Source organism: Halorubrum ejinorense (assembly GCF_039522565.1).
Lineage (GTDB): Archaea > Halobacteriota > Halobacteria > Halobacteriales > Haloferacaceae > Halorubrum > Halorubrum ejinorense.
In genome coordinates, this window is record NZ_BAAADQ010000003.1 from 124,537 (window position 1) to 144,708 (window position 20,172).

General features: G+C 70.2%; 26 protein-coding genes. 11 read left to right on the forward strand and 15 right to left on the reverse strand.

Annotated features, from left to right (window positions below):
* The first annotated feature begins 14 nt into the window (after nt 1-14).
* On the forward strand, nt 15-473 hold the full coding sequence (locus tag ABDZ89_RS05045; RefSeq protein ID WP_343777173.1) for a transporter: 459 nt from the start codon (nt 15-17) through the stop codon (nt 471-473).
* A gap of 125 nt (nt 474-598) precedes the next feature.
* A complete protein-coding gene (locus tag ABDZ89_RS05050; protein ID WP_343777175.1) occupies nt 599-961 on the forward strand; it encodes a DUF5789 family protein in 363 nt (120 codons plus the stop codon).
* 72 nt (nt 962-1,033) lie between these two features.
* On the opposite strand, the gene ABDZ89_RS05055 is transcribed toward ABDZ89_RS05050, so the two are convergent.
* From ABDZ89_RS05055 to ABDZ89_RS05085, 7 genes are all read right to left on the reverse strand, one after another.
* Nucleotides 1,034-1,858 carry a shikimate dehydrogenase gene (locus ABDZ89_RS05055; RefSeq protein WP_343777177.1) on the reverse strand — a complete coding sequence of 275 codons (825 nt, stop codon included), beginning with the start codon at nt 1,856-1,858 and terminating at the stop codon, nt 1,034-1,036.
* 106 nt (nt 1,859-1,964) lie between these two features.
* Nucleotides 1,965-3,101: a DUF373 family protein gene (locus ABDZ89_RS05060; RefSeq protein ID WP_343777178.1), complete on the reverse strand. Its 1,137-nt coding sequence runs from the start codon at nt 3,099-3,101 to the stop codon at nt 1,965-1,967.
* A 141-nt stretch (nt 3,102-3,242) separates the two neighbouring features.
* Entirely contained in the window at nt 3,243-4,178 is a 936-nt protein-coding gene (sppA, locus tag ABDZ89_RS05065; RefSeq protein ID WP_343777180.1) for a signal peptide peptidase SppA, read from the reverse strand.
* Between the two features lie 152 nt (nt 4,179-4,330).
* The gene (locus tag ABDZ89_RS05070) at nt 4,331-5,254 is read right to left on the reverse strand and encodes a coiled-coil protein (protein ID WP_343777182.1); all 924 of its coding nucleotides are present in this window, start codon (nt 5,252-5,254) and stop codon (nt 4,331-4,333) included.
* A 312-nt stretch (nt 5,255-5,566) separates the two neighbouring features.
* Nucleotides 5,567-6,277, reverse strand: a complete 711-nt coding sequence (locus ABDZ89_RS05075; protein WP_343777184.1) for a hypothetical protein — start codon at nt 6,275-6,277, stop codon at nt 5,567-5,569.
* A gap of 158 nt (nt 6,278-6,435) precedes the next feature.
* Nucleotides 6,436-6,795 carry an ArsR/SmtB family transcription factor gene (locus ABDZ89_RS05080; protein ID WP_343777185.1) on the reverse strand — a complete coding sequence of 120 codons (360 nt, stop codon included), beginning with the start codon at nt 6,793-6,795 and terminating at the stop codon, nt 6,436-6,438.
* Nucleotides 6,796-6,883: 88 nt separating this feature from the next.
* The gene (locus tag ABDZ89_RS05085) at nt 6,884-7,561 is read right to left on the reverse strand and encodes a 2,5-diamino-6-(ribosylamino)-4(3H)-pyrimidinone 5'-phosphate reductase (protein ID WP_343777187.1); all 678 of its coding nucleotides are present in this window, start codon (nt 7,559-7,561) and stop codon (nt 6,884-6,886) included.
* A 93-nt stretch (nt 7,562-7,654) separates the two neighbouring features.
* Here ABDZ89_RS05085 and ABDZ89_RS05090 point away from each other — a divergent pair, with 93 nt between their 5' ends.
* Both ABDZ89_RS05090 and ABDZ89_RS05095 read left to right on the forward strand, forming a co-directional pair.
* Nucleotides 7,655-7,780 (forward strand): hypothetical protein, encoded by a 126-nt coding sequence (locus ABDZ89_RS05090; RefSeq protein WP_343777189.1) that lies wholly within the window; start codon nt 7,655-7,657, stop codon nt 7,778-7,780.
* Between the two features lie 39 nt (nt 7,781-7,819).
* A complete protein-coding gene (locus ABDZ89_RS05095; RefSeq protein WP_343777191.1) occupies nt 7,820-8,239 on the forward strand; it encodes a VOC family protein in 420 nt (139 codons plus the stop codon).
* A gap of 27 nt (nt 8,240-8,266) precedes the next feature.
* On the opposite strand, the gene metG is transcribed toward ABDZ89_RS05095, so the two are convergent.
* The 8 genes from metG to ABDZ89_RS05135 form a co-directional block, all read right to left on the reverse strand.
* Nucleotides 8,267-10,453 (reverse strand): methionine--tRNA ligase, encoded by a 2,187-nt coding sequence (metG, locus tag ABDZ89_RS05100; RefSeq protein WP_343777192.1) that lies wholly within the window; start codon nt 10,451-10,453, stop codon nt 8,267-8,269.
* A gap of 303 nt (nt 10,454-10,756) precedes the next feature.
* Nucleotides 10,757-11,665 (reverse strand): thiamine-phosphate synthase family protein, encoded by a 909-nt coding sequence (locus tag ABDZ89_RS05105; RefSeq protein WP_343777194.1) that lies wholly within the window; start codon nt 11,663-11,665, stop codon nt 10,757-10,759.
* The gene (gene dcd, locus ABDZ89_RS05110; protein WP_343777195.1) at nt 11,662-12,285 is read right to left on the reverse strand and encodes a dCTP deaminase; all 624 of its coding nucleotides are present in this window, start codon (nt 12,283-12,285) and stop codon (nt 11,662-11,664) included. The genes ABDZ89_RS05105 and dcd overlap by 4 nt, the downstream gene beginning before the upstream one ends.
* Nucleotides 12,286-12,376: 91 nt before the next feature.
* Nucleotides 12,377-13,120, reverse strand: a complete 744-nt coding sequence (locus tag ABDZ89_RS05115) for a YIP1 family protein (protein WP_343777196.1) — start codon at nt 13,118-13,120, stop codon at nt 12,377-12,379.
* A 54-nt stretch (nt 13,121-13,174) separates the two neighbouring features.
* Nucleotides 13,175-13,831: an NfeD family protein gene (locus ABDZ89_RS05120; RefSeq protein ID WP_343777198.1), complete on the reverse strand. Its 657-nt coding sequence runs from the start codon at nt 13,829-13,831 to the stop codon at nt 13,175-13,177.
* Nucleotides 13,832-13,958: 127 nt separating this feature from the next.
* Nucleotides 13,959-14,198, reverse strand: coding sequence for a DUF7312 domain-containing protein (locus ABDZ89_RS05125; RefSeq protein ID WP_343777200.1), 240 nt, complete (start codon nt 14,196-14,198; stop codon nt 13,959-13,961).
* Nucleotides 14,199-14,280: 82 nt separating this feature from the next.
* A complete protein-coding gene (pyk, locus tag ABDZ89_RS05130) occupies nt 14,281-16,038 on the reverse strand; it encodes a pyruvate kinase (protein WP_343777202.1) in 1,758 nt (585 codons plus the stop codon).
* Nucleotides 16,039-16,488: 450 nt separating this feature from the next.
* On the reverse strand, nt 16,489-17,424 hold the full coding sequence (locus tag ABDZ89_RS05135; protein ID WP_343777204.1) for a sulfide-dependent adenosine diphosphate thiazole synthase: 936 nt from the start codon (nt 17,422-17,424) through the stop codon (nt 16,489-16,491).
* Between the two features lie 489 nt (nt 17,425-17,913).
* On the opposite strand from ABDZ89_RS05135, the gene ABDZ89_RS05140 reads away from it, so the two are divergent.
* The 7 genes from ABDZ89_RS05140 to ABDZ89_RS05170 all read left to right on the forward strand — a co-directional run bounded on the left by ABDZ89_RS05140 (nt 17,914) and on the right by ABDZ89_RS05170 (nt 20,163).
* Nucleotides 17,914-18,180 (forward strand): eL43 family ribosomal protein, encoded by a 267-nt coding sequence (locus ABDZ89_RS05140; protein ID WP_343777206.1) that lies wholly within the window; start codon nt 17,914-17,916, stop codon nt 18,178-18,180.
* A 4-nt stretch (nt 18,181-18,184) separates the two neighbouring features.
* Nucleotides 18,185-18,319: a DNA-directed RNA polymerase subunit P gene (locus tag ABDZ89_RS05145; RefSeq protein ID WP_007998131.1), complete on the forward strand. Its 135-nt coding sequence runs from the start codon at nt 18,185-18,187 to the stop codon at nt 18,317-18,319.
* A gap of 16 nt (nt 18,320-18,335) precedes the next feature.
* Complete coding sequence (locus ABDZ89_RS05150) at nt 18,336-18,593, forward strand: KEOPS complex subunit Pcc1 (RefSeq protein ID WP_343777209.1); 258 nt, start codon at nt 18,336-18,338, stop codon at nt 18,591-18,593.
* A gap of 120 nt (nt 18,594-18,713) precedes the next feature.
* On the forward strand, nt 18,714-19,100 hold the full coding sequence (locus tag ABDZ89_RS05155) for a prefoldin subunit beta (protein ID WP_343777385.1): 387 nt from the start codon (nt 18,714-18,716) through the stop codon (nt 19,098-19,100).
* 7 nt (nt 19,101-19,107) lie between these two features.
* Nucleotides 19,108-19,350, forward strand: coding sequence for a DUF3194 domain-containing protein (locus ABDZ89_RS05160; protein ID WP_343777210.1), 243 nt, complete (start codon nt 19,108-19,110; stop codon nt 19,348-19,350).
* Nucleotides 19,351-19,515: 165 nt separating this feature from the next.
* Nucleotides 19,516-19,713 carry an HVO_0649 family zinc finger protein gene (locus tag ABDZ89_RS05165; protein WP_343777212.1) on the forward strand — a complete coding sequence of 66 codons (198 nt, stop codon included), beginning with the start codon at nt 19,516-19,518 and terminating at the stop codon, nt 19,711-19,713.
* 24 nt (nt 19,714-19,737) lie between these two features.
* Nucleotides 19,738-20,163, forward strand: a complete 426-nt coding sequence (locus ABDZ89_RS05170) for a universal stress protein (protein ID WP_343777213.1) — start codon at nt 19,738-19,740, stop codon at nt 20,161-20,163.
* Nucleotides 20,164-20,172: the final 9 nt, after the last annotated feature.

The window sequence follows — 20,172 nt, forward strand, 5'->3', positions numbered from 1 at the left end:
CACATTCCGGCCGTATGGACGTTCTCAACCCCGTCATGTGGTCGGTCCACGTCGGCTTCGCCGTCCTCTGGGTCGGCAGCGTGCTGTTCGTCACGCTCGCGGTCCTGCCGCCGGCGCTCCGCGGCGATATCGGGACCACGGCGCTCGGATCCGTCGTCGGTCGACTGCGCTGGATCACCCGGATCGGTGCGGTCGCGTTCGTCCTCTCCGGCGGCCACATGGCCGGCACGCTGTACACGTTCGAGGGCTTGACCGGCACGCCCCGCGGCCACCTCGTGTTGACGATGCTGGGCCTGTGGTTCGTCGGGACCGGGCTCGTCGAGGTCGCGGGCTCGAAGCTGGCCGACGGACTCGACGCGGACAAACTCCGCGAGCCCGCCCGCGACGCCAAGCCGTTCCTCTACGGCGCGTCGGCGGTCTCCGTCGGACTGATCGTCACCGCGGGCCTGCTCGCCGCCCCGACGCTGAGTTAACGCCCGCCGCTGTCGACGGTCGGTTTTGAACCCGTCCCCGGCCGGAACCGACCGCCGAGCCGCTCGTCTCGTCCGCAGAACTGTGACGCATATAATCAGAAATCACCGCCGCGTAAAATGCGTCCGTGTTTATCGGTTTCTGTCGCCTAGCCAGTGACACAGAGGCCGACACTTCGGTTCTCGACACACACATGGAATACTCAGACGCCGAGCGGGTCGTCGAGCAGTCGTTCGAGTTCCCGGTGACGCGCGAAACCGTGCTCGAAGGAATCGGTTCCGTCGAAATAGAGTCTCCCTCCGGCGACTCGGTGACCATCCGGGATATCCTCGATCCGGTCGAAGAGGAGAGCTATCTGAGCTCGGACGCCCTCTACGCCACGATCGTGGGCAACCTCGACGAGACGTTCATCGGCCGCAAGTACTACGACGACCGCGGAAGCGTGACGCTCGAGGGCGAAGCGGGCGACGAGCCCGACCCCTCGTTTTGACCGCGCCGGGAGCGACGCGGGTCGGGCGCCGAGCGTCTCGGCGGGATCGACCGCCCGCGACGCCGGCCTGGCTCACTCCAACTCCGCCCGCAGCGCCGCGTTCATCGCGTCGACCGGCGCCGTCTCGCCCGTCCAGACCTCGAACGCCTCCACCCCTTGGAACAGCAGCATCCACGCCCCGTCGACGGTCGTCGCGCCCGCGTCGGCCGCCTCCCGGAGCAGGCGGGTCTCGATCGGCGCGTACACCGCGTCGAGCACCGCGAGGTCGCCGTGGAGGTGCGCCGCGGGGACCGGCGTCTCCTCGGGCGCCTCCATGCCCACGCTCGTCGCGTTGACGAGCAGGTCGGCGGCCGCGACGCGCTCGGCGAGGTCGTCGAGACCGCCGCCGGTCGCGCCTGGGACCGCCTCCGCGAGTTCGACCGCCCGACCGGGGGTGCGGTTCGCGACGTGGACCGTCGCGCCCGCGTCGGCGAGCGCGAACGCGGCCGCCCGCCCCGCGCCGCCCGCGCCCACGACGAGCGCGTCGCGGCCGTCGATCGCCACGTCGTGGTGCGCGAGCGCCCGCGTCACCCCGGCCGCGTCGGTGTTGTGACCGTGCGGTCGGTCGGCCTCGCCGGCCCTGACCGGGCCGTAGTCGACCGTGTTGACCGCGCCGATGCGCTCCGCGAGCGGGGCGGGGTCGACCGCCTCCAACACGTCCCGCTTGAACGGCACCGTGACGTTGAGTCCCGCCACGCCGAGGTCGGCACCGCCTTCGATCGCCGCGGCCGCGGCGTCGGCGTCGGGTTCGAAGGTCACGTACCGCGCGTCGAGTCCGAGCGCCTCGTAGCCCGCCTCGTGCATCGGCGGCGAAAGCGAGTGTCCGACCGGGTTCCCGATCAGTCCGTACACGTCCATGCCCGCTCACGCGGCCGCGACCGTCAAAAGCCGGTCGGTCGCCCGGCGGCGAGGCCTTCCGACCGCCGCCGCGGGTCTCGGTCGGGTCAGCGCCTTTCGCCGGCTCTCACTCCCGCCGACCGTCCGCGTCCCGCTCCGTGTCGATGACGTCCTCGAGGGTCTCGGTGCCGACGTCGCTGGCGACCTTGACCCCGACGAGCGACACGACGATGCCGCCGACGATGAACGCCGCGAGCTGTTGGACCGGCGTCATCGCGACGCCGTACACGGACAGCGGCTCGTGGATCGCCTCCTGCGCGAGGAAGTAGCCGGCGAACCCCCGGACGACCAAGGCGACGGCCGCGATGACGAACGGCAGGTTGAGGTAGGGCGTTCGGATCTCCTCGTCGCGGATCAGTTCGTCGAGCAGGCGCCCCACGGAGGCGGTCACCCCGGCGATCGCGAACCACGGCACCGCCGAGTAGACGAATTCTACGGCCTCGACGAGCCGGGCCGACTCGGGGCCGAGGTTCGAGGCGGCGAGGAACCCGAAGAAGCCGCCGACGAGGGCGAGTCCGCCGGCGACGACGTACGTCACGATCGACACCTGTCCGGCGTACAGGGCCTCGCGGATCCGCTCGGGCATCCCGGCCACCAGCCGGTCGATCGCGAGGCCCTTGTACAGCAGCGCGGCGCCGAGCAGCCCGGCGACGCCCGCGATCGCCTCGCCCGCGGAGAACCAGTAGAACAGCGCGGGAAGCAACAGCAGCGCGACGCCGATGGGGACCAACACCGTCGAGCGCAGCTGCTCGTCGGCGAGGAACTGTTTGAGCAGGTAGTAGGTGGACTCGATGTCGCGCGCCTGTCGGACGACGACGCGGTCGACGGAGTCGACCGGGATCCGCGATTCGACGACGGGAAGCACGCGCTCGTCCTCCGCCGAGTCGACGACGACGATCGCGGCCCGCGGCTCGTAGCGGTCCACGAGGTCGTCTAGCTGGGACGCGATCGACCGGTCCGCGCCGACGGCGGTGTCGCTCTCGGCGGAGACGACCGCTACCACCGACTCCTCGCGTTCGTCCCTGAGGTCGCGAGCCACCCGCAGCGACTCCAGCAGGCAGTTCACGCTGGCGTCTTCGGGGTCGTCCAGCCCGGCGTCGGTGACCAGCGACCGGACGGCCTCCCAGCCGGCGACCGGCATCGGGACGTTGGTGGCGCGACCGATCGCCCCGGAGCGGTCGACGCAGATGACCAGCGTCGTCACGTGTCGACTCACACCGCGGTCGGACAAAAATCCTCCCCGTGCGGCGCCGCGCCGCGTTCGCCCCCGGAAACCGGCCGATCGCGCCGATATCGCCGGGCCCTCGTCCGGACTCCAGTGGTCGTCAGCGGCCCCCGGCGGTCGTCACCGAAGCTCCACGTCGATGTCGCCGCCCGAGCCGCCGAACACGCTGGCGGCGCCGTTACCGGCCGCGAACGCCACCCGCTCGGCGCCGATACCGAGTCGCTCCGCGAGCCCGCGCTCCGGCGTGAACTCCCGCACCTCGGGCTCCGCTCCGAGGAGGTCGGCGAGCCGCGCTTCCACGTCGTCTATGGTGCCGAGGTCGTCGACGAGCCCCATCTCCGCGGCGTCGTCGCCGAGGTACACGCGGGCCTCGGTCTCCCGGATCTCGTCGGGGTCCATGTCGCGGCCCTCGCTCACCGTCTCGACGAACTGCTCGTAGTAGCCGTCGATGATCCCCTGGAGGTACTCGCGTTCGTCCTCCTCGATCTCGCGGAGCGGGACGCCGGCGTCCTTGTACTCGCCGGCCGTGAACTGCTCGTAAGAGATGCCGAGCTTGTCCGCGAGGCCGGCCGCGTTCGGCCGCGAGCCGACGACGCCGATGGAGCCGACGAGGCTCGCGTCGCGCGCCCACAGCTCGTCGCAGCCGCTCGCGATCCAGTAGCCCCCGGACGCACAGAGGTCGGTCGCGTACGCCACGGTCGGCCCGTCGAACTCGGCGACGGCCCGGCGGATGTCGTCGCTCGGCACGACCTCGCCGCCCGGCGTGTTGAGCTCGACGAGCAGCGCCTCGACGTCCTCGTCTTCGTCGGCCGCCTCGACCTGTTCGACGATCTGGTCGGCGGTCGCGGCGCCCGACCCCGACAGCGGCGACGGCCGCCCCTGATTCCGCCGGATCGGTCCCGACACGGTCACCTTCGCGGTGTTGTACGTCTCGGCGTCACCGAACCGTCCCCCGGTGAGCCGCGCGAAGACCGCGCGTCCCGCGAGCGTCGTCGCCGCACCCACCGCTGCGGCCGCGAGCAAGCCCTTCCGTCCGTTCGCCGGCGCGTCGTCCATACCGACGGTTGGCGACGCACGCGTTTATAAGCTGCCGTAGCTGGGGTCGGTCGTCCCGGTCGTCGCGCTCGGCGTCGCTTCGACCGACGCTCGCGGCGCTCGCCGTTAGAAAAACCGCAGAAAATCGCCGTCGAACCGCGCTGTCGGCCGGCTTACAGGAGGCCGGTCTTCTGGAGCTTCATCAGGTCCTCGGTGTCGAGCGTCTCGCCCTCCTTGAACTTCTGATAGATCTCCTCGGCCTCTTCCTTCTCCTCTTCGCGCTTCTCGGCGCGCTCGTCTTTCCGCTCTTCCTCCTCCTTCTTGTCCAGCTCGCGCAGGCGCTTCTGGACGCGCACGAAGTCCTCGTGGTGGCGGTCGGCCGCCTCCTGCGCCTCCACGAACAGCTCGTGCATCTCGTCGGCCTCGTCACGGATGTCGTCGGCCTCTCGGTAGGCCTCGATCATCTGGTTGTGGTGTTCCTGGGCCTTGTCCGCGAGCTCCGTCACCTTCTGGTGGTGCTGGGACGCCTCGGAGCGGACCTCCTCGGCCTCCTCGACGAGCTCGTCGAGCTCGCTCGTGTCGTCGACCTTCTCCTTCTTCTCGGCGAGCTTCTCGCGTTTGTCGTCGATCTTCTCGATGAGCTCGCGCTCGTCTTCCGCGTCGAGGACCTCCGTCTGCTGACGGAACTCGAGGTCTTCGATCTCCTCTTTGAGCTCCTCGATGGACTTGCCGGAGCCGAGCTCCAGATCCTGTTTGAGCTCCTCGACCTCGTCGAACAGCTCGTTGGCATCGGCGTTGAGCTCGTTGCGCTTGTCCTTGTGTTCCTGGACCTGCTCGTTGAGCTCGTCGCGGTTCTCGCGGTGTTCCTGGGCCTCGTCGACCTTCTCGCGAGTCTTCGCGTTGAGGTCGTCGCGCTTGGAGGCGCGCTCGGAGGCCATCTGGTTCAGCTCGTTGCGTCGGTCTCGCAGCTGACCGGCTCGTTTGATGAGCTGGCCCTTGGAGCCGTTCTCCAAGTCGTCTTCAGAAAGGTCCACGTTGTCCGCCTCGTCCATCGGTTCCACGTCGTACTGCTCAATGACTTCTTCTTTCGTTACCATTTGTTATCTCTCCATCACCGCTCCGGCGATAGCGGACGCTCGCTGTGGTGCGTCGGGCCGTCGGCAAGAACTTCCGTTCATTTCAGCGTGCGATTCCACCAGCGCCAGAGGCGTTCTGGTACCGCTAACTACCTCTGGATGCCATATAAATACTTCGGTGATTTTCGTGCGTACCGGTGCCACGGAGCGTGTACCCCAGGATTTCCGTGGTTACGGTTCACACGCCGTTTCCCAGCGGGCCGACGGCCGCGATTCGGGACGCACGGGCGGTCCGACGGGGTACCCGGCCGGTGATCCCGTCGTCCGGGCCGCTCACTCCGCCGACGATCCGGCCGTCTCGAGCAGTTCGGTCCGGACCGCCTCCAGCGTCTCGATGGCCCGGTCCAGCGACTCCCGCCCGCGCTCCTCGTCGTAGAAGTGCGTCAGCGACTGCGCACGGTTCGCGATCGCCTCGCAGCAGGCGTCTACCTCGTCGTCCCAGTCGTGTCCGTTCTGTTTCATGAGGTAGTGGATCAGCACCCAGTCGCCGACCGGTTTCGGGTTCGCGTCCGTCGGCTCGCCGACGGCGGGGAGGTCCTCCTCGAACTCCCGCAGCAGGTCAGCTGTCGTCCGCGAGATTATCGGCCGGAGCCGGAAGACGAGGTCTCCGCCCCGCTCGCCGAAGCCGTCGACCATCTTTTCGCGGGCGTTCTCGTACGGGCCCTCCGTCCACGGCAGCACGTCGACGGTCTCCAGCAGTCCCCGCTCCCGGCATCGATCCCAATGCGGGCGCTCGGCGTCGATCGCGGCCGCCGCGTCCGGCTCGCCCGTCACCACGAGGATGGCGCCGCCGCCGTCGACCACGGTGCCGCCCGCGAGCTCGACCGGCGGCTCGTGCGTGGCGGTGTCGCCGAACCGCCAGAAGTACGCCGACACCACGTCGTCGCGGGCGTCGAGCCGATCGAGCGCCGGCGGCATGTACGTCCGTAGGAACCGCCGCTCCGCGTCCAGCGGCATCCGAAACGTGACCTGTGTGGTCCGCATACACGAACCGTGTCCCCGAAGCGAAATAAGTCATTTTAGAAACACTTTTCATAAAACGATCTGACACGTCGCGGGACGGGCGTCCGTCTGGAGACGGCCGACGGGCAGGGAACGCGCTACCGTCTTGAGGCGGACGGCGGACCGGGATCGCGCGGCCGTCAGGGGCCCGCGGCGAGGTGGACGTGGACGAGCCGGTCGCAGTCGGCCTCGCCGCAGACCGGGCAGTCGGACGTCTCGCCGGCCAGATCGGACTCGCCGACCGACACGCCGGACCCGCCGGCGACGACGAGCCCCTCGCCCCGATAGGTCAGCGCGTAGCCCTCGCTGCTCTCCCTGACAAACTGGTCTAGCAGTTCGCTCAGGTGGTAATTGAACCGACCCGGGTCGGTCACGCCGACGCGGGACTTCAACTCGGTGAACGACAGCGACTCGTCGGCGTCGGCCAGCGCCCTGAGGATCTTCACCCGCGTCTCGTTCGCGAGCGCGGAGAGCGCTCCCGTGAACTCCTCGGTCACCATGCGCGGTGGCGAGGGGCGGAGCGTGGTATACTTTGTGGGGGTCCCCCGTCCGCCGCGGGCGACCCCGGTCGCGCCCCCTCGTCGCCGGTCACGGCCCGTCGTCTCCCTCGACCGCGTACGAGAGGACGACGCCGTCGTCGAGCCGCTCCGTCTCGGTGAGCGTCAGATCGGGGAACCCCTCGGTGAAGCCGGTGCCGTCCGCCAGCGTGGGCGCGTCGCGCCCGCCGATCACCAGCGAGCCGACGTACACGTGGAGTTCGTCGACGACGCCCGCCTCGAAACACGAGAAGATGACCTCGCCGCCCCCTTCGATCATCAGGCGGTCGACGCCGCGGTCGGCGAGCCGATCGAGCCCGGTCGCGATGTCGACGCGCTCCTCGCCGGCCACGATCACCTCCGCGCCGGCGTCGGCGAGTTCCTCCCGGCGCTCCCGGTCGGTCGCGCCCGAGACGAGCAGGTACGTCGTCGCGGCGTCGTCTAAGATCCGGGCGTCCACCGGAGTCCGACCGGTGGAATCGACGACGACCCGTGCGGGATCGCCGGACCGTCCGTTCCGTAGCCGCTCGACGCGGCGGTCCTCCTCGTCGAGCGTGAGGTGCGGGTCGTCCGCGAGGACGGTCCCGACGCCGACCAGCACCCCGTCCGCGGCCGCCCTGACGCGGTCGACGCGGTCGAAGTCCTCCGGTCCGGAGATCCGGAGCTGTTCCCGGCGGCGGCTGGCGAGTTTCCCGTCGACGCTCTGGGCCGCGTTGACGACCACGTACATGTGACCACCCTCTCGCGGCTCCCGGTTGGTCGTTTCGGTGGGGCGGACGCTCCCGGCACAATACCTATCCGACGAGGTCTCATGGTGGTGACAATGAGGCTGTCAACGGTTCTCATCATCCTCGGCGCGGTGGTGTTCGTCCTCCCGATCCCCGGCACGTTCGTCCTCGGCGCGCTGATCGCGTTCGCGGGGCTCGCCGCTCGCCTGTTCGGGCTCTGACTCGACACCGTTTTGCCGCCCCTGGCCGAGCGCTCACCCGTGTCCGACCCAACAGCGCACCACGTCGGGATCACCGTCGCCGATCTGGACCGCGCCGTCGAGTTCTACGCCGAGACGTTCGACCTCGACGTGCTGGCCGAGTTCTCGGTCGGCGGCGACGCCTTCGCCGAGGCCGTCGCCGTCGACGACGCGTCCGCCTCGTTCGCGCACCTCGACGCGGGCGACGCGGTCGTCGAGCTCGTCGCGTACGACCCGACCGGCGAGCCGACCGCCGACCCCGAGCTGAACCGACCGGGCGCGACCCACCTCGGCCTCACGGTCGACGACGTCGAGGCGTTCCACGCAGACCTCGCCGACGACGTGGAGACGCTGAGCCCGCCGCGGACGACCGCGAGCGGGACGACGGTCCTGTTCGTTCGCGACCCGGAGGGGAACTTGATCGAAGTGCTGGACGCCTGAGCGGCGCGGTCTCGCCGCCCGTTCGCCTCACTTCACCTTCGTGCCCGGCCCGGCGTCCTCGAAGGTCGTCAGGAGATCGGCCTCCTCGCCGGCGGCCAACACCATCCCGTTCGACTCGACGCCGAACAGCTCCGCCTTCTCCAGGTTCGCGAGCACGATAACCTTCGTACCCGGCAGATCGTCGATGTCGTGAAGCTGCTTGAGGCCCGCAACGATCGTCCGCGTCTCCGGGCCGACGTCGACGCTGAGCTTCAGCAGGTCGTCGGCGCCCTCGATCCCCTCGGCCGCCTCGATCCGACCGACCCGGATGTCGAGGTCCTGGAACTGTTCGAAGCCGATGCGGTCGTCGCTGATGGGTTCGATGTCGGTCATGTCGGTGTCGTCGGTCGTTTCGGCCGCGTCGCCCGCGTCGTCTTCACCGCCTTCGTCGGCCGCGTCGCCATCGTCGCCGTCGTCGTCGTCGTCGCTCTCCGACTCGGCGACGCGCGCTTCGAGCTTCTCGTTGAGCGCCTCCACTCGCTCGTCTTCGATCTGCTCGAACAGCTCCTCGGGCTCGTTCAGGTCGCCGGCCGGCCCCCCGCGGGCCGCCTCGACGGTCGCGTCGTGGACGGAGCCGGGCTCGCCGAGCTGGGCCCAGAGCCGCTCGCTCTTCTCGGGGGCCAGGGGCTCGAACAGGACCGCGATCGCCTTCGCGACCGCGACGCAGTCGTAGATGACCTGTTCGGCCTCGTCGGGCTCCTCGTCGACGAGCTTCCACGGTTCGTTGCGCTGGATGTACTCGTTGCCGAACCGGGCGAGACCGGTGACGGCGTCGCCCAGCGCGCGGACGGAGTAGTCGTTGACCGCGGCCGCGAACTCGTCGACCGCCTCGTCGATCCGCGCCGCCACGTCGCCGCTCGGCGCGTCGGCGTCGGGGCCGTCCTCGTAGTTGCGGTGGGCGAAGAGGAGGGAGCGGTAGAGGAAGTTGCCGACGGTGCCCACGAGCTCGGTGTTCACGCGCTCGGCGAACTTCTCCCACGAGAAGTCCACGTCCTGTTGGAACCCGCCGTTGGTCGCGAGGTAGTAGCGCAGCGGGTCGGGGTGGAACCCCTCGTCGAGGTACTCGTCGGCCCAGACGGCGCGGTCGCGGCTGGTCGAGAACCCCTTCCCGCCGAGCGTGACGAAGCCGCTGGCCATCACCGCGCGCGGTTCGGCGTGGTCGGTCGCCTCCAGCATCGCGGGCCAGAAGATCGTGTGGTGCTGGATGATGTCGCGGCCGATCACGTGGACGATCTCGCCGCCCTCCGGGTGCGCGTCGCTCGCGCCCTCCTTCCAGGCGGTCTCCCAGTCGAAGGCGTCGGCGCCGACGCGCTCGGTGAACTGCTTCGTCGAGGAGATGTACTCGATCGGGGCGTCGACCCAGACGTACAAGACGAGGTCCTGGGGGTCGGCGGCTTCACCGCCTTCACGAGGCGACTCCGTCGCCTCGCCGCCCGGGTAGTCGATCCCCCAGTCCATGTCGCGGGTGATACACCAGTCTTGAAGCCCCTGTTCGATCCACTCGCGGGGCTGGTTCCGGGCGTTCGAGGTCCCTTCGAGCCGGTCGAGGAACCCGGTGAGGTAGTCGGCGAACTCGGAGACCGCGAAGAACTGGTGGGTCCGTTCGCGGTACTCGGCGGGGTTGCCGGTGATCGTGGACTCGGGCTCTTCGACCTCGCCGGGCTCGAGGTGACGCTGGCACCCCTCGTCGCACTCGTCGCCCCGGGCGTGCGCGCCGCAGTACGGGCAGGTGCCCTCGACGTACCGGTCCGGGAGGTACTGGTCGTCCACGGGATCGTACGCGACCATGATCTCCTTCTCGTAGAGGTGGCCGGCCTCGTCGAGGTCGCGGACGAGCTGCTGAGTGATCTCGGTGTTCGTCTCGTCGTGGGTGTGGCCGTAGTTGTCGAAGTCGACGTTGAACTTCGGGAACGTCTCGGCGTACTGCTCGTGCCAGTCGAGCGCGAAGTCCTCGGGGGAGACCCCCGCCTGTTCGGCGTTGACCGCGACGGGCGTCCCGTGCATGTCCGAGCCGGAGACGAACGCGGTCTCCTGGCCGAGTCGTTCGAGCGCGCGGCTGTACACGTCGCCGCCGACGTAGGTGCGGAGGTGGCCGATGTGGAGGTCGCCGTTGGCGTACGGCAGTCCACAGGTCACCACCGCCGGGTGGTCGGTGGGGAAGTCGTCGTGGCTCATGTGGTGTGTGTATGTCGTGTGTCGGTCGATCGGGTCTAAAGCCCGCTGGTTCGGGGCCGTCCGCGGAGCGTCCCGCTCACGCGATGGCGGCGGTCTCGATCGCGTCTCGTCGCCGGCGGCCCGAGCGCTACGGGAAGGCGACGGGATTCGCCGCCGCGCCGTCGTCGACCGCGTTACCGGTCGGCGCCGACGCGACGGGTCCACCCGCCGCTAGAAGGAGCGCATCCGCATCCCGAGCCGCCGGTGTCGCGTCACGACCGATCGTTCGTCGTCGCGGGAAATAAAACCACTCGCCTCGGTGGCTCACAGCAGGCCGCGGACGATCCGGGCCGCATCGGCGGCGGTCGGCGCGAGGACGTAGATGATCGGCTCGACGCCGACCGCGCCCGTCTGGTAGCAGACGAGCGCGTCCGCGTCGGCGGGGAGGTCGGCGCCCGCGACCGCGTCGGCGACCGCCTCGCGGGTCGGTCGCTCCGCGTCGAACTCCACGGTCGGGTGGTCGGCGGCGAGCGCGTCGACCGTCTCGGAGTCGTACCGGAGGTTGACCGCGCCGCGGACGTCCGCGCCGCCCTCCCGAGCCGCGAGCAGCACCGTCGCGACGTGTTCGCTGACGCCGAACTCCGGCTCGCCGGGGACCATCGCCCGGCCCTTCACGTCGACGAGCCGCCCGGGGACGGCGGCCACGTCGTCGACCGTCGCGGCGTCGGCGAGACACTCCGCGACGTTGGCGCCGACGTTCGGGATGAGCCCGGCGAAGCCCGAGGCGTTCGTCAGGGTCCGGAGCCCGCGGCGCACCGACGTGAGGACGCGCTCGCGCTCGCGGAGCCCGCTGTCCGGGTCGTGGACGGAGAACTCCACGTCCGCCTCGGCGAGCGCCGGCATCGCCTCCTCGTGGAGGTCGGCGAGGAGGTCCCCCTCCTCCAGCTGGCGGATCAGCACCTCGATCTCGACGAGCGCGGCCACGGGCGTGAGGTCGCCGCTCGCCAGCCCCTCGCCCACGCGCTCGACGAGGTCGCGCACGCGCTCGTCCGCGACGATCCGACCGTGTCGGGCCACGTCGCCGGCGGCGTACTTCGAGACGGCCGACTGCGAGATGCCGAGCGCGTCGGCGACCTCCGACTGGGTGAACCCGCGGTCGCGGAGGTCCTCCGCGAGCATCGAGCGGACCGTCGGGAGGAACTCGTCGACGACGACCTCCTCGATGAACCTCATTCCCGATCACCGCCCGACGGGTCCCGCCCGTCCCCGCCCCTCCCCGTGAACTCTGGGTCGTCGCCGATCCGCGACGCCTGCGGTCCGTCCTGCCCCTGGTACTTCGACCCCCGCTCGGCGCCGTACGGGCGGTCGGCGGGGCGTTTCAGCTCCGTGAAGGTGAGCTGCGAGACGCGCATGCCCGGCGAGAGCGCCACCGGCGCGGTCCCGAGGTTCGACAGTTCGAGGGTGATCTGCCCCTCGTAGCCGGGGTCACACAGGCCGGCGGTCGCGTGGACGACGATCGCGAGCCGGCCGAGCGAGGACCGCCCCTCGACGTGCGCGACGAGGTCGTCCGGGATCGCGACGCGCTCGACGGTGGTCCCGAGCACGAAGTCGCCGGGATGGAGGATGAACTCCTCGCCCTCGGGGACGGTCGTCTCCGTGACGTACTCGCTCACCTCGCCCGCGTCGGTCGGGTGGATACAGGGGATGTTGGTGCGCTGGAACTCCAGGAAGCGCTCGCCGAGCCGCAGGTCCACGCTCGCGGGCTGGACCTGCTGGTCGACGTCGTCGAGCGGCTCGATCGCCAGGTCGCCCTCGGCGAGCCGGTCGAGGATGTCGGCGTCCGACAGGATCATACCGAGAGGGGGAGCGCCGGCGGGTTAAAAACTCCCGAATCCGCGGGCGCCCGGTCGTCGTTCCGCGGCCGACGCCGTCGTTCCGGCTCGTTCAGGCCGCCGCGATCAGGAGCGCGACGGCGGCGAAGAGCGTCGCCACGCCCGCCGCGCTCGCGCGGTCGAGGTCGTGTTCGGCCTCCAACCCCCCGACGACGACGAACCATTGGATCCCGATCGCCACCGCGGACGCGACGAGGAGGGGACCGGTCGCGGTCGTGATCGCGGCCACGAGTTCCCGGGTGAGCGCCTCGATCGTCGTTCCCGTGAGCGTCGCGGTCGAGAGCGTGTACCAGATCGCCGCGACGCCGGCGATCACCCGGAGCAGCTCGCCGACGAGCGCCCAGCCGGCGATCACGAAGCTGTCGCCGACGGACCCGGACCCGCCGGCGACCAGCGCGCCGGCGTGGAGCGCGAGCGCGAACAGCCCCCACCAGAGCGGCACGCCGAGCAGCCCGTAGTGGAGGTAGCCGGCCGCGGCCTCCCGGAGCTCCGAACCGGCGTCGACCTCGATCCGCGCCGGCTCGTCGCACGCTTCGTCGAACGCGGAGTCGGCGTCGTCGCCGAACGTCTCGCAGGTCGACTCGGGCGGACGGTCCGGGTTGTCGACGGTGACCTGCCGGTCGACGGTCGCGTCGAAGACGGCGCCGAGCGCGAGGATACCGACGCTCGTTCCGATCGTGACGAGCACGAGGGTCGCGACCGCGACCGTGGCGGCGTCGCGGCCGCGGAAGGCGCCGCGAACGCGGTCGAGAAGGGCGCCGAACGGACGGATGAGGGCGGCGAGCGGGGAGGGCACGACTTGACGGTTCTCAGTCGAAAGTAAGTGTCTTTTCGCTCGATCGCGCCGGCCTCACTCTCGTTCCAACTCGGTCTCCGGATCGGACTCGTCGACGGCGTCCGTCGAGGCGTCCTCGTCGTCGGCGTCCACCGAGGTCCCTTCCCCGGCCTCGCTCGCCGCGGCCTTCCGAGCGCGGTCGGCCGCCAGCTCGCGGTCGATGTCGTCTTCGACGTACCCCATCGACTCCACGGTGACGACGTTGCCGCCGCCGGGGTCGACGACCATCACCTCCTCGCCTTCCTCGATCGCCCCCTCCATCGAGCGGGCGGAGTAGTGCGGGTTGAAGCCGCCGCCGGCGAGTTTCACCTCGCCGCCGGTCGGGGTCACCCGCTCCGTGACGGTGCCGGTCTTCCCCTTCAGCGCGTCGCTGTCGCTCGTCTGCTGTTGGCCCTTCCCGCCGTAGAGGTCGAACTCGTGGTACCCGTAGAAGGCGGCGGCCCCGAACACGAGCGTCAGCAGGGCCATGAACAGCGTGAGGAACGCCCCGGCGACGCCGAGCGATGCGAGGACCAGGCCGCCGAGGCCCGCACCGATGAGCGCGATGCCGACGACGATGAAGTTCGCGCCCGGCGCCAGCGCCTCCGCCATCGAGAGCAGCAGCCCGGCGGTCAGAAGCAGCAGCGGGAGGGTGTCCGGCGAGATGAGCCCGGACTGTGCGAGCGCGTCCATGTTCGCCCCTACGGCCCCGGCGTGATAAGTTGTGGTGCGAGTCGTTTTCCGGCCGCGACAGCCCGAGTGGACCGGCCGGCCCCGCCCGCGTCGCCGGCGCCGCCGGCCGCTCCGGGGCCGACCGCGCTCAGAGGCCGACGAACAGCACGCCGACCGTGATCGCGACGCCGAGAACGATGAAAACGGCGTGTTCGACCTCGACGTCGCCGGGCTCGATCGGCACGTCTTCGGGGGTGTGCGTGTCCTCGGTGACGCCGTCGGGTCCGACCTCGTCGACCGCGAACCGCCATCCCTCGCCGTCGGCGTCGTCGGTCCGGGTCTCGTTCGCCCGGCTGCGCGTGTCGCCGTCGGCGTCGTCGTCGCTCATGGCCGCGGCTACGCGAGTCGCGGGTAAATGACTGACGGGTGGGGTGACCGCCGGATGCGACACCCCGAACCGCTGACCGATCTTACCGGTTGCGGGCCGCCCGGAGGACGTCGCCGTCGTAGACGACGCCGCGCTCGCCGTCGAGGGTCACCGTGGTCCCGTCCGCGACCGACTCGGGCAGGTGGGCGCCGGAGACCATCGGGACGCCGAGTTCGCGGGCGACAACGGCGGGGTAGCCGGTCATCCCCTCCCGGGCGTCGATGATGCCGGCGACCCGGTCGAGGTCGCCGGAGAACTCCCCGTCGAAGTCCGGGCCGAGCGCGATCACGGCCCCCTCCGGCAGCGCGTCGAGGTCGCCGTCCGCGGTCCGGTGGACGGGCGCGGCGACGTGGCCGGCGACGACCGCCTTCCCGGTCACGAGCGTCTCGGCGGCGACGTGGACCTTCAGGGTGTTCGTCGTGTTCGTCCCCTCGAACTCGGTGAGCATGCCGGAGAGGACGACGAGCGTGTCACCCGACTCGGCCCCGCCGGTGTCGAGGGCGGCGTCGACGGCGTTGTCCAGGACCGCCTCCATGTCGTGGGCGTACTCGGTCAACACGGGGCGAACCCCCCACGAGAGCGCGAGCTGTCGGCGGACGCGGTCGTTCGGCGTCGTCGCCACCACGGGGACGCCCGGCCGGAACATCGCGGTCTTCCGGGCGGTGAAGCCGGACTCTGAGACGGCGACCACCGTCGAGGCCCCGATGTCGCGCGCGAGGTACCGCGCCGAGCGCGCCAGCGCCTCGGTGCGCGACCCCTCGTCGGCCGTCGGGACGCGCTGCTCGCGCGTCTCCGCGTACTCGTCGCTGGACTCGACCTGCCGGACGATCCGGTCCATCGTCTCGACGACGTTCACGGGGTCGTCCCCGATGGCGGTCTCGCCCGACAGCATCACGGCGTCGGTCCCGTCGAGGACCGCGTTGGCCACGTCGGAGGCCTCGGCGCGCGTCGGCCGCCGCGAGGAGACCATCGAGTCGAGCATCTCCGTCGCGGTGATGACGGGGACGCCCTCGTTGACGCAGGTCCGGATGATCCGCTTTTGGATCACGGGCACGTCCTCCAGCGGACACTCCACGCCGAGGTCCCCGCGGGCGACCATCACGCCGTCGGCGGCGTCGACGATCCCCTCCAAGTTCTCGACCGCCCCCGCCCGCTCGATCTTCGCGACGATCGGGATGTCGTCGCCGCCGCGGGCCTCGAGCTCGTCGGCGATCTGGTAGACGTCGTCCGCGTTGCGCACGAACGAGGCGGCGACGAAGTCCGCGTCGGCCCGGGCCGCGAGGTCGAGTTCGGCCTCGTCTTCCGGGGTGATGAGGTCCACGTCGATGGCGACGCCGGGGAGGTTCACGCCCTTGCGGGAGCCGAGCTTCCCGCCGGAGACGACCGTCGCGACCACGGACTCGCCGTCGACGCGCTCGACGCGGCACTCGATCCGACCGTCGTCGAGCAGGATGGTGTCGCCCGGGCCAGCGGCGCCGATCGAGTGGGTGAGGCCGACGCGTTCGGGCGTGGCCTCGTCGCCTTCGAGGAAGGTGACCTCGGAGCCCCTCGCGAGCGAGATCGGCTCGTCGATCTCGGCGGTCCGGACCTCCGGGCCCTTCAGGTCGACCATCACCGCGAGCGGGTCGTCGATCTCGTCGTCGACCTCGCGGGCGCGCTCGATCACCGTCTCCCGGTGGTCGGTCGTCCCGTGACTGGCGTTGAGCCGGACGACGGACATCCCCGCGTCGGCGAGGCCGCGGATCGTGTCCCGGTCGTCCGAGGCGGGACCGATCGTACAGACGATCTTGGCGTTTCGCATACCGCCGGGTTCGACGCAGGGCCGGAAAAAGGCATCCGGTTGCGTCGCCACCGAGTAAACGTTCGTGACAGTCGCCCGAGCGGCCGCGATACGGCCGGAATCGGGAACTGCGAAGGAATCTTAGCTATCAAGAGCGGTGCGGTGGCGCGTGCCTGCGAGCGGCCGCCACCGGTGGCCGCGAAGCAGCACGCGCGAGGGACGCGGCGACCGGAGCGAAGCGGAGGGAGCCGCGAGGGTGGGGAGGTGTGAGGCTGCGGTTGCGGTGCGGTCGGGGCGGGACTCAAAGGGGCAGTCGCGAGACCGCCGGAGGCGTCTCGAACGACAGCGAGCGTACGGCGGTCTCGCGGCTGGGGCTTTGGAGGAGTTCGCAGGCTATCTGGGGGTAGTCAGTGATCGCTGATAGATTGAGGCGTCGAAGGGGAGGGTTGCCGGAGCGTCAGCGGTGGGGTATCAGTCGTCGGCGGGTGCGGGCGCGCTGCCGGTCGACAGCGACACCTCGGGCGCGTCCACCTCCAGCTCGTCCAGGGCGGCCTGTGCGGCGCGCTTCCCGGAGACGAGCATCGCGCCGAACGTCGGGCCCATCCGCGGGAGCCCGTGGGCGGTCGCGACCGCCATCCCCGAGGCGATCAGGCCGTCGTGGACGACGCCGGTGTGTTCGACGACCGCGTCCTCGCTCTCGTCGACCCACATCGAGTCGTGGCCGGGCGAGTCGTGACCGGGCGCGCCGTACTCGCCGTCGCCGGTCTGGTCCATCCCGGTGTTGTGCTCTTTCGCGTGTTCGATGCCCGGCGCCGAGAGGACGCCGCGCTCGTCGAGTTTGCTGATCGCGACCGCGTCGTGACCGGTCGCGTCGATCACCAGGTCGGACTCCACCGCGATGGGGTCGACGCAGGTTATCTCGCGCGGGAGCGCGTGGACGGGCGTCCAGTTCATCACGATCCCCCCGACGCGGTGGTCGTCACGCACGACGAGGTCGGTGAACTCGGTCATGTTCTGGACGCGCGCGCCGGCGTCACAGGCCGCCTTGATCAGCCCGGAACAGGCCTCCGGTCCCGCCGCGGTGTAGAGGCCGTCCACGTCGTCGACCGGTTCGTACTCGACGTCGAGGTCGTCGAGGATCTCCTGTGCGGGGTCCCGGACGGTCACGGTGTTCATGAGGAATCCACCCAGCCAGAACCCGCCGCCGAGGTAGTTGTTCTTCTCGACTATCATCACCTTCACGCCGCGCTCGGCCAGCTCCTTCGCGGCCATCAGTCCCGAGGGACCGCCGCCGAGAACGATCGCGTCGGAGTCGGTGAAATCGAGGAACCCATCGGTCCACTCGTTCCCGATGGCCTTCGTCACGTCTGTCTCGCTCACGTCGCTGAAGCCGTCGAATCCTTTCATACAACTTGGTAGTATTACTAGGTTGTGAAAGGCGTTGCGGTCGGGACTCGGTCGTATTCACATGACGTACCGGTAGCACGGCGGCGTACACCGCCAAAGCCCAAGTCGCGAGGGCTCGGTGCGCTCGCTTCGGTCCTCGTCGCTCACTTCGTTCGCTCCTTCGGTCCTCGTCGCTCACTTCGTTCGCTCCTTCGGTCCTTGCGTCGCGCGCCTTCGCCCTCGCGGCTGCCCCTTCGAGTCCCGCCCCGGACAGCACCGCAGCCTCACACCTCCCCAGCCTCGTCGCTCCCTCCGGTCGCGACTCCCTCGCGCGGCGCTCCTCGCGGTCGCCGAGGGCGACCGCTCGCAGGCACGCGCCACCGCATTCGCGTTGCCGATTGAGTATCATCGCTACGCCGACTGTCGCTGTCGCGTCCGGATTCCCGCCACCGTCACCGACCGCCCCAACTCGTAGCCTTTTTACCCGCGCTGGCGGTAGAAGTGGCTACTATGGCTGAGGACAAGGCACGAAGCACCGGGAGCGCGGGCCGATTCGGGGCTCGCTACGGCCGGGTCGCCCGCAAGCGTGTTCAGGACATCGAAGAGGAGATGCGCAACGCGACCGTCGACGGCGACGACGTCAAGCGTAAGGGTACCGGCATCTGGGTCAACGAGGAGACCGGCGAGACGTTCACCGGCGGCGCGTACCGCCCCGAGACGCCCGGCGGTCGCACCGTCCGCCGCTCCATCCGCGCCGCGCTCGCCGACGAGGAGTAAGGCGATGAGCTACAAGTGCTCCCGCTGTAAGCGCGACGTCACCCTCGACGAGTACGGCGGCGTGCGCTGTCCGTACTGCGGCCACCGCGTCCTCCTGAAGGAGCGCGGCGGCGGCATGAAAGAAGTCAACGTCGAGTAACGCGGTCTTCTCCCCCGTGACGGCGACGCGCGCACACGAGACGCTCCTTTCGTTCACCTACCCTTCCGAGCGCCGCGCTCGCCTCGTGGCCGCCGCCCTCGGCCCCGAGGTCGGCGAAATCGACGACGCCCGGTCGGCCGCGACGGTCGACCGCGAGGGCGACGCGGTCCGCGTCCGCGTCCGCGCAGACGACCTCGTGGCGCTGCGCGCCGGCGTCAACAGTTGGTCGCGACTCGTCTCCGTCGCCGAACGCGTCGGTGCGAAACGCGAATGAGTGTCGAGTGAGACTGCCGTTAACACGCCTTTCCGGGGCTCTACCCCCCGGCTGCCCCGTCGTCGGAGAAGTCGGGGGTTTTTCCGTCCGGGCCGCCTCGGTCCGCCCATGCAAGGGAACATGCCGCCCGAGGCACAGGAGAAGATCGAGGAACTGCAGGAGCTTCAGGAGACAGCACAGCAGGTCTCCGAACAGCGAGAGCAGGCGCAGAGCGCCCTCAACGAGTCGAAGACGGCCCTCGACGCCCTCGAAGACGTCGACGAGGACGCCGGAATGTACCGCGAGATCGGCGAGGTCCTCGTCGAGACGGACTACGAGTCCGCCTACGACGACCTCGAGAACAAGGTCGACTCGCTCGAGGTCCGCGTCGAGCAGCTCGAAAAACAGGAGGAGCGCGTCGAAGAGCAGTTCGACGACCTCCAGAGCGAGCTCCAGCAGATGCTCCAGGGCGGCGCGGGCGGCGGCGGTCCGATGGGTCCCGGCGGTCCGGGCGCGGGCGGCGCGTAAGCGAGCGATGAGCGACGAGCCGACGGACGAGGAAGTGGTCCGTACCGCGGCGGAAGCCGCGGAGGGCGTCGTCTTCGCCCACTACGACCAGTCGGCGGTGACGGACCTCGACGTCACGGTGACGTTCGAGGAGGGCGTGCTCGACGTCGACGTCTACCTGAACGCCCCCGACGACCCCGACCCCGACGAGGTCGCCCGCGAGGCGGCCGAGACCGCCGGCGAGGCGGTCGACGAGCTGTTCGCGGAGTAGGTGGCCGTCTCCTCTCGTTTTCTACGGTCCACGAGCCGACGCTCAGCCACGTCTCCACGCGTTTCCGCACGGTTTCCGACCGAAACCGGCGCGCGCAGGCCGTCTCGTCCCTGCGGCACTCGACCACCGATAGCTATTAGCCACCTGCGTGGGAACTGTTAGCGCATGTCAATAAAGCGCGGCGGCAGGTCGGCGTTCGAGCGGCTGCGCGCGCGTCTCGACGAGCGGTCGCACGCCTGCGAGGAGTGCGGGTTCGTCGACGACGCGAGCGAGTGGGAGGCGGCCACTACGGGGGCGACCGTCGAGTACCGCCGGGAGTGCCCGAGCTGCGGGACCGAGCACGTCCGACGGTATCGGCTCTGAGACGGACGAAGCGGCCGCCTTGCGATGTACGACGCGATCCTCTGTCCGACCGACGGGAGTCCGGGAAGCGACGCGGCCGTCGAGCACGCGTGTTCCCTCGCCGACCTGGCGGACGCGGAGATACACGCGCTGTTCGTGGTCGACGAGATGACCGCGGGTGCGGACAGGTGGGACATGATCGTCGAGCGCGAGGAGGAGCGCGGCGAGCGGGCGCTCGACGCTGTCGGCGCAGCGGGCGCCGAACGGGGCGTCCGGGTCGAGAAACACCTCCGACGGGGTCGCCCTCACGAGGAGATCCTCGACGCCGCGACCGACTACGGCGCCGCCCTGATCGTGATGGGAACGCACGGCCGGACCGGCGTGGGACGGTTCCTCACCGCCGGGTCGGTCGCCGAGCGGGTCGTGCGACACAGCGAGGTTCCGGTGTTGACCGCGCGGCTCGGACCCTGAGCGCCGAGC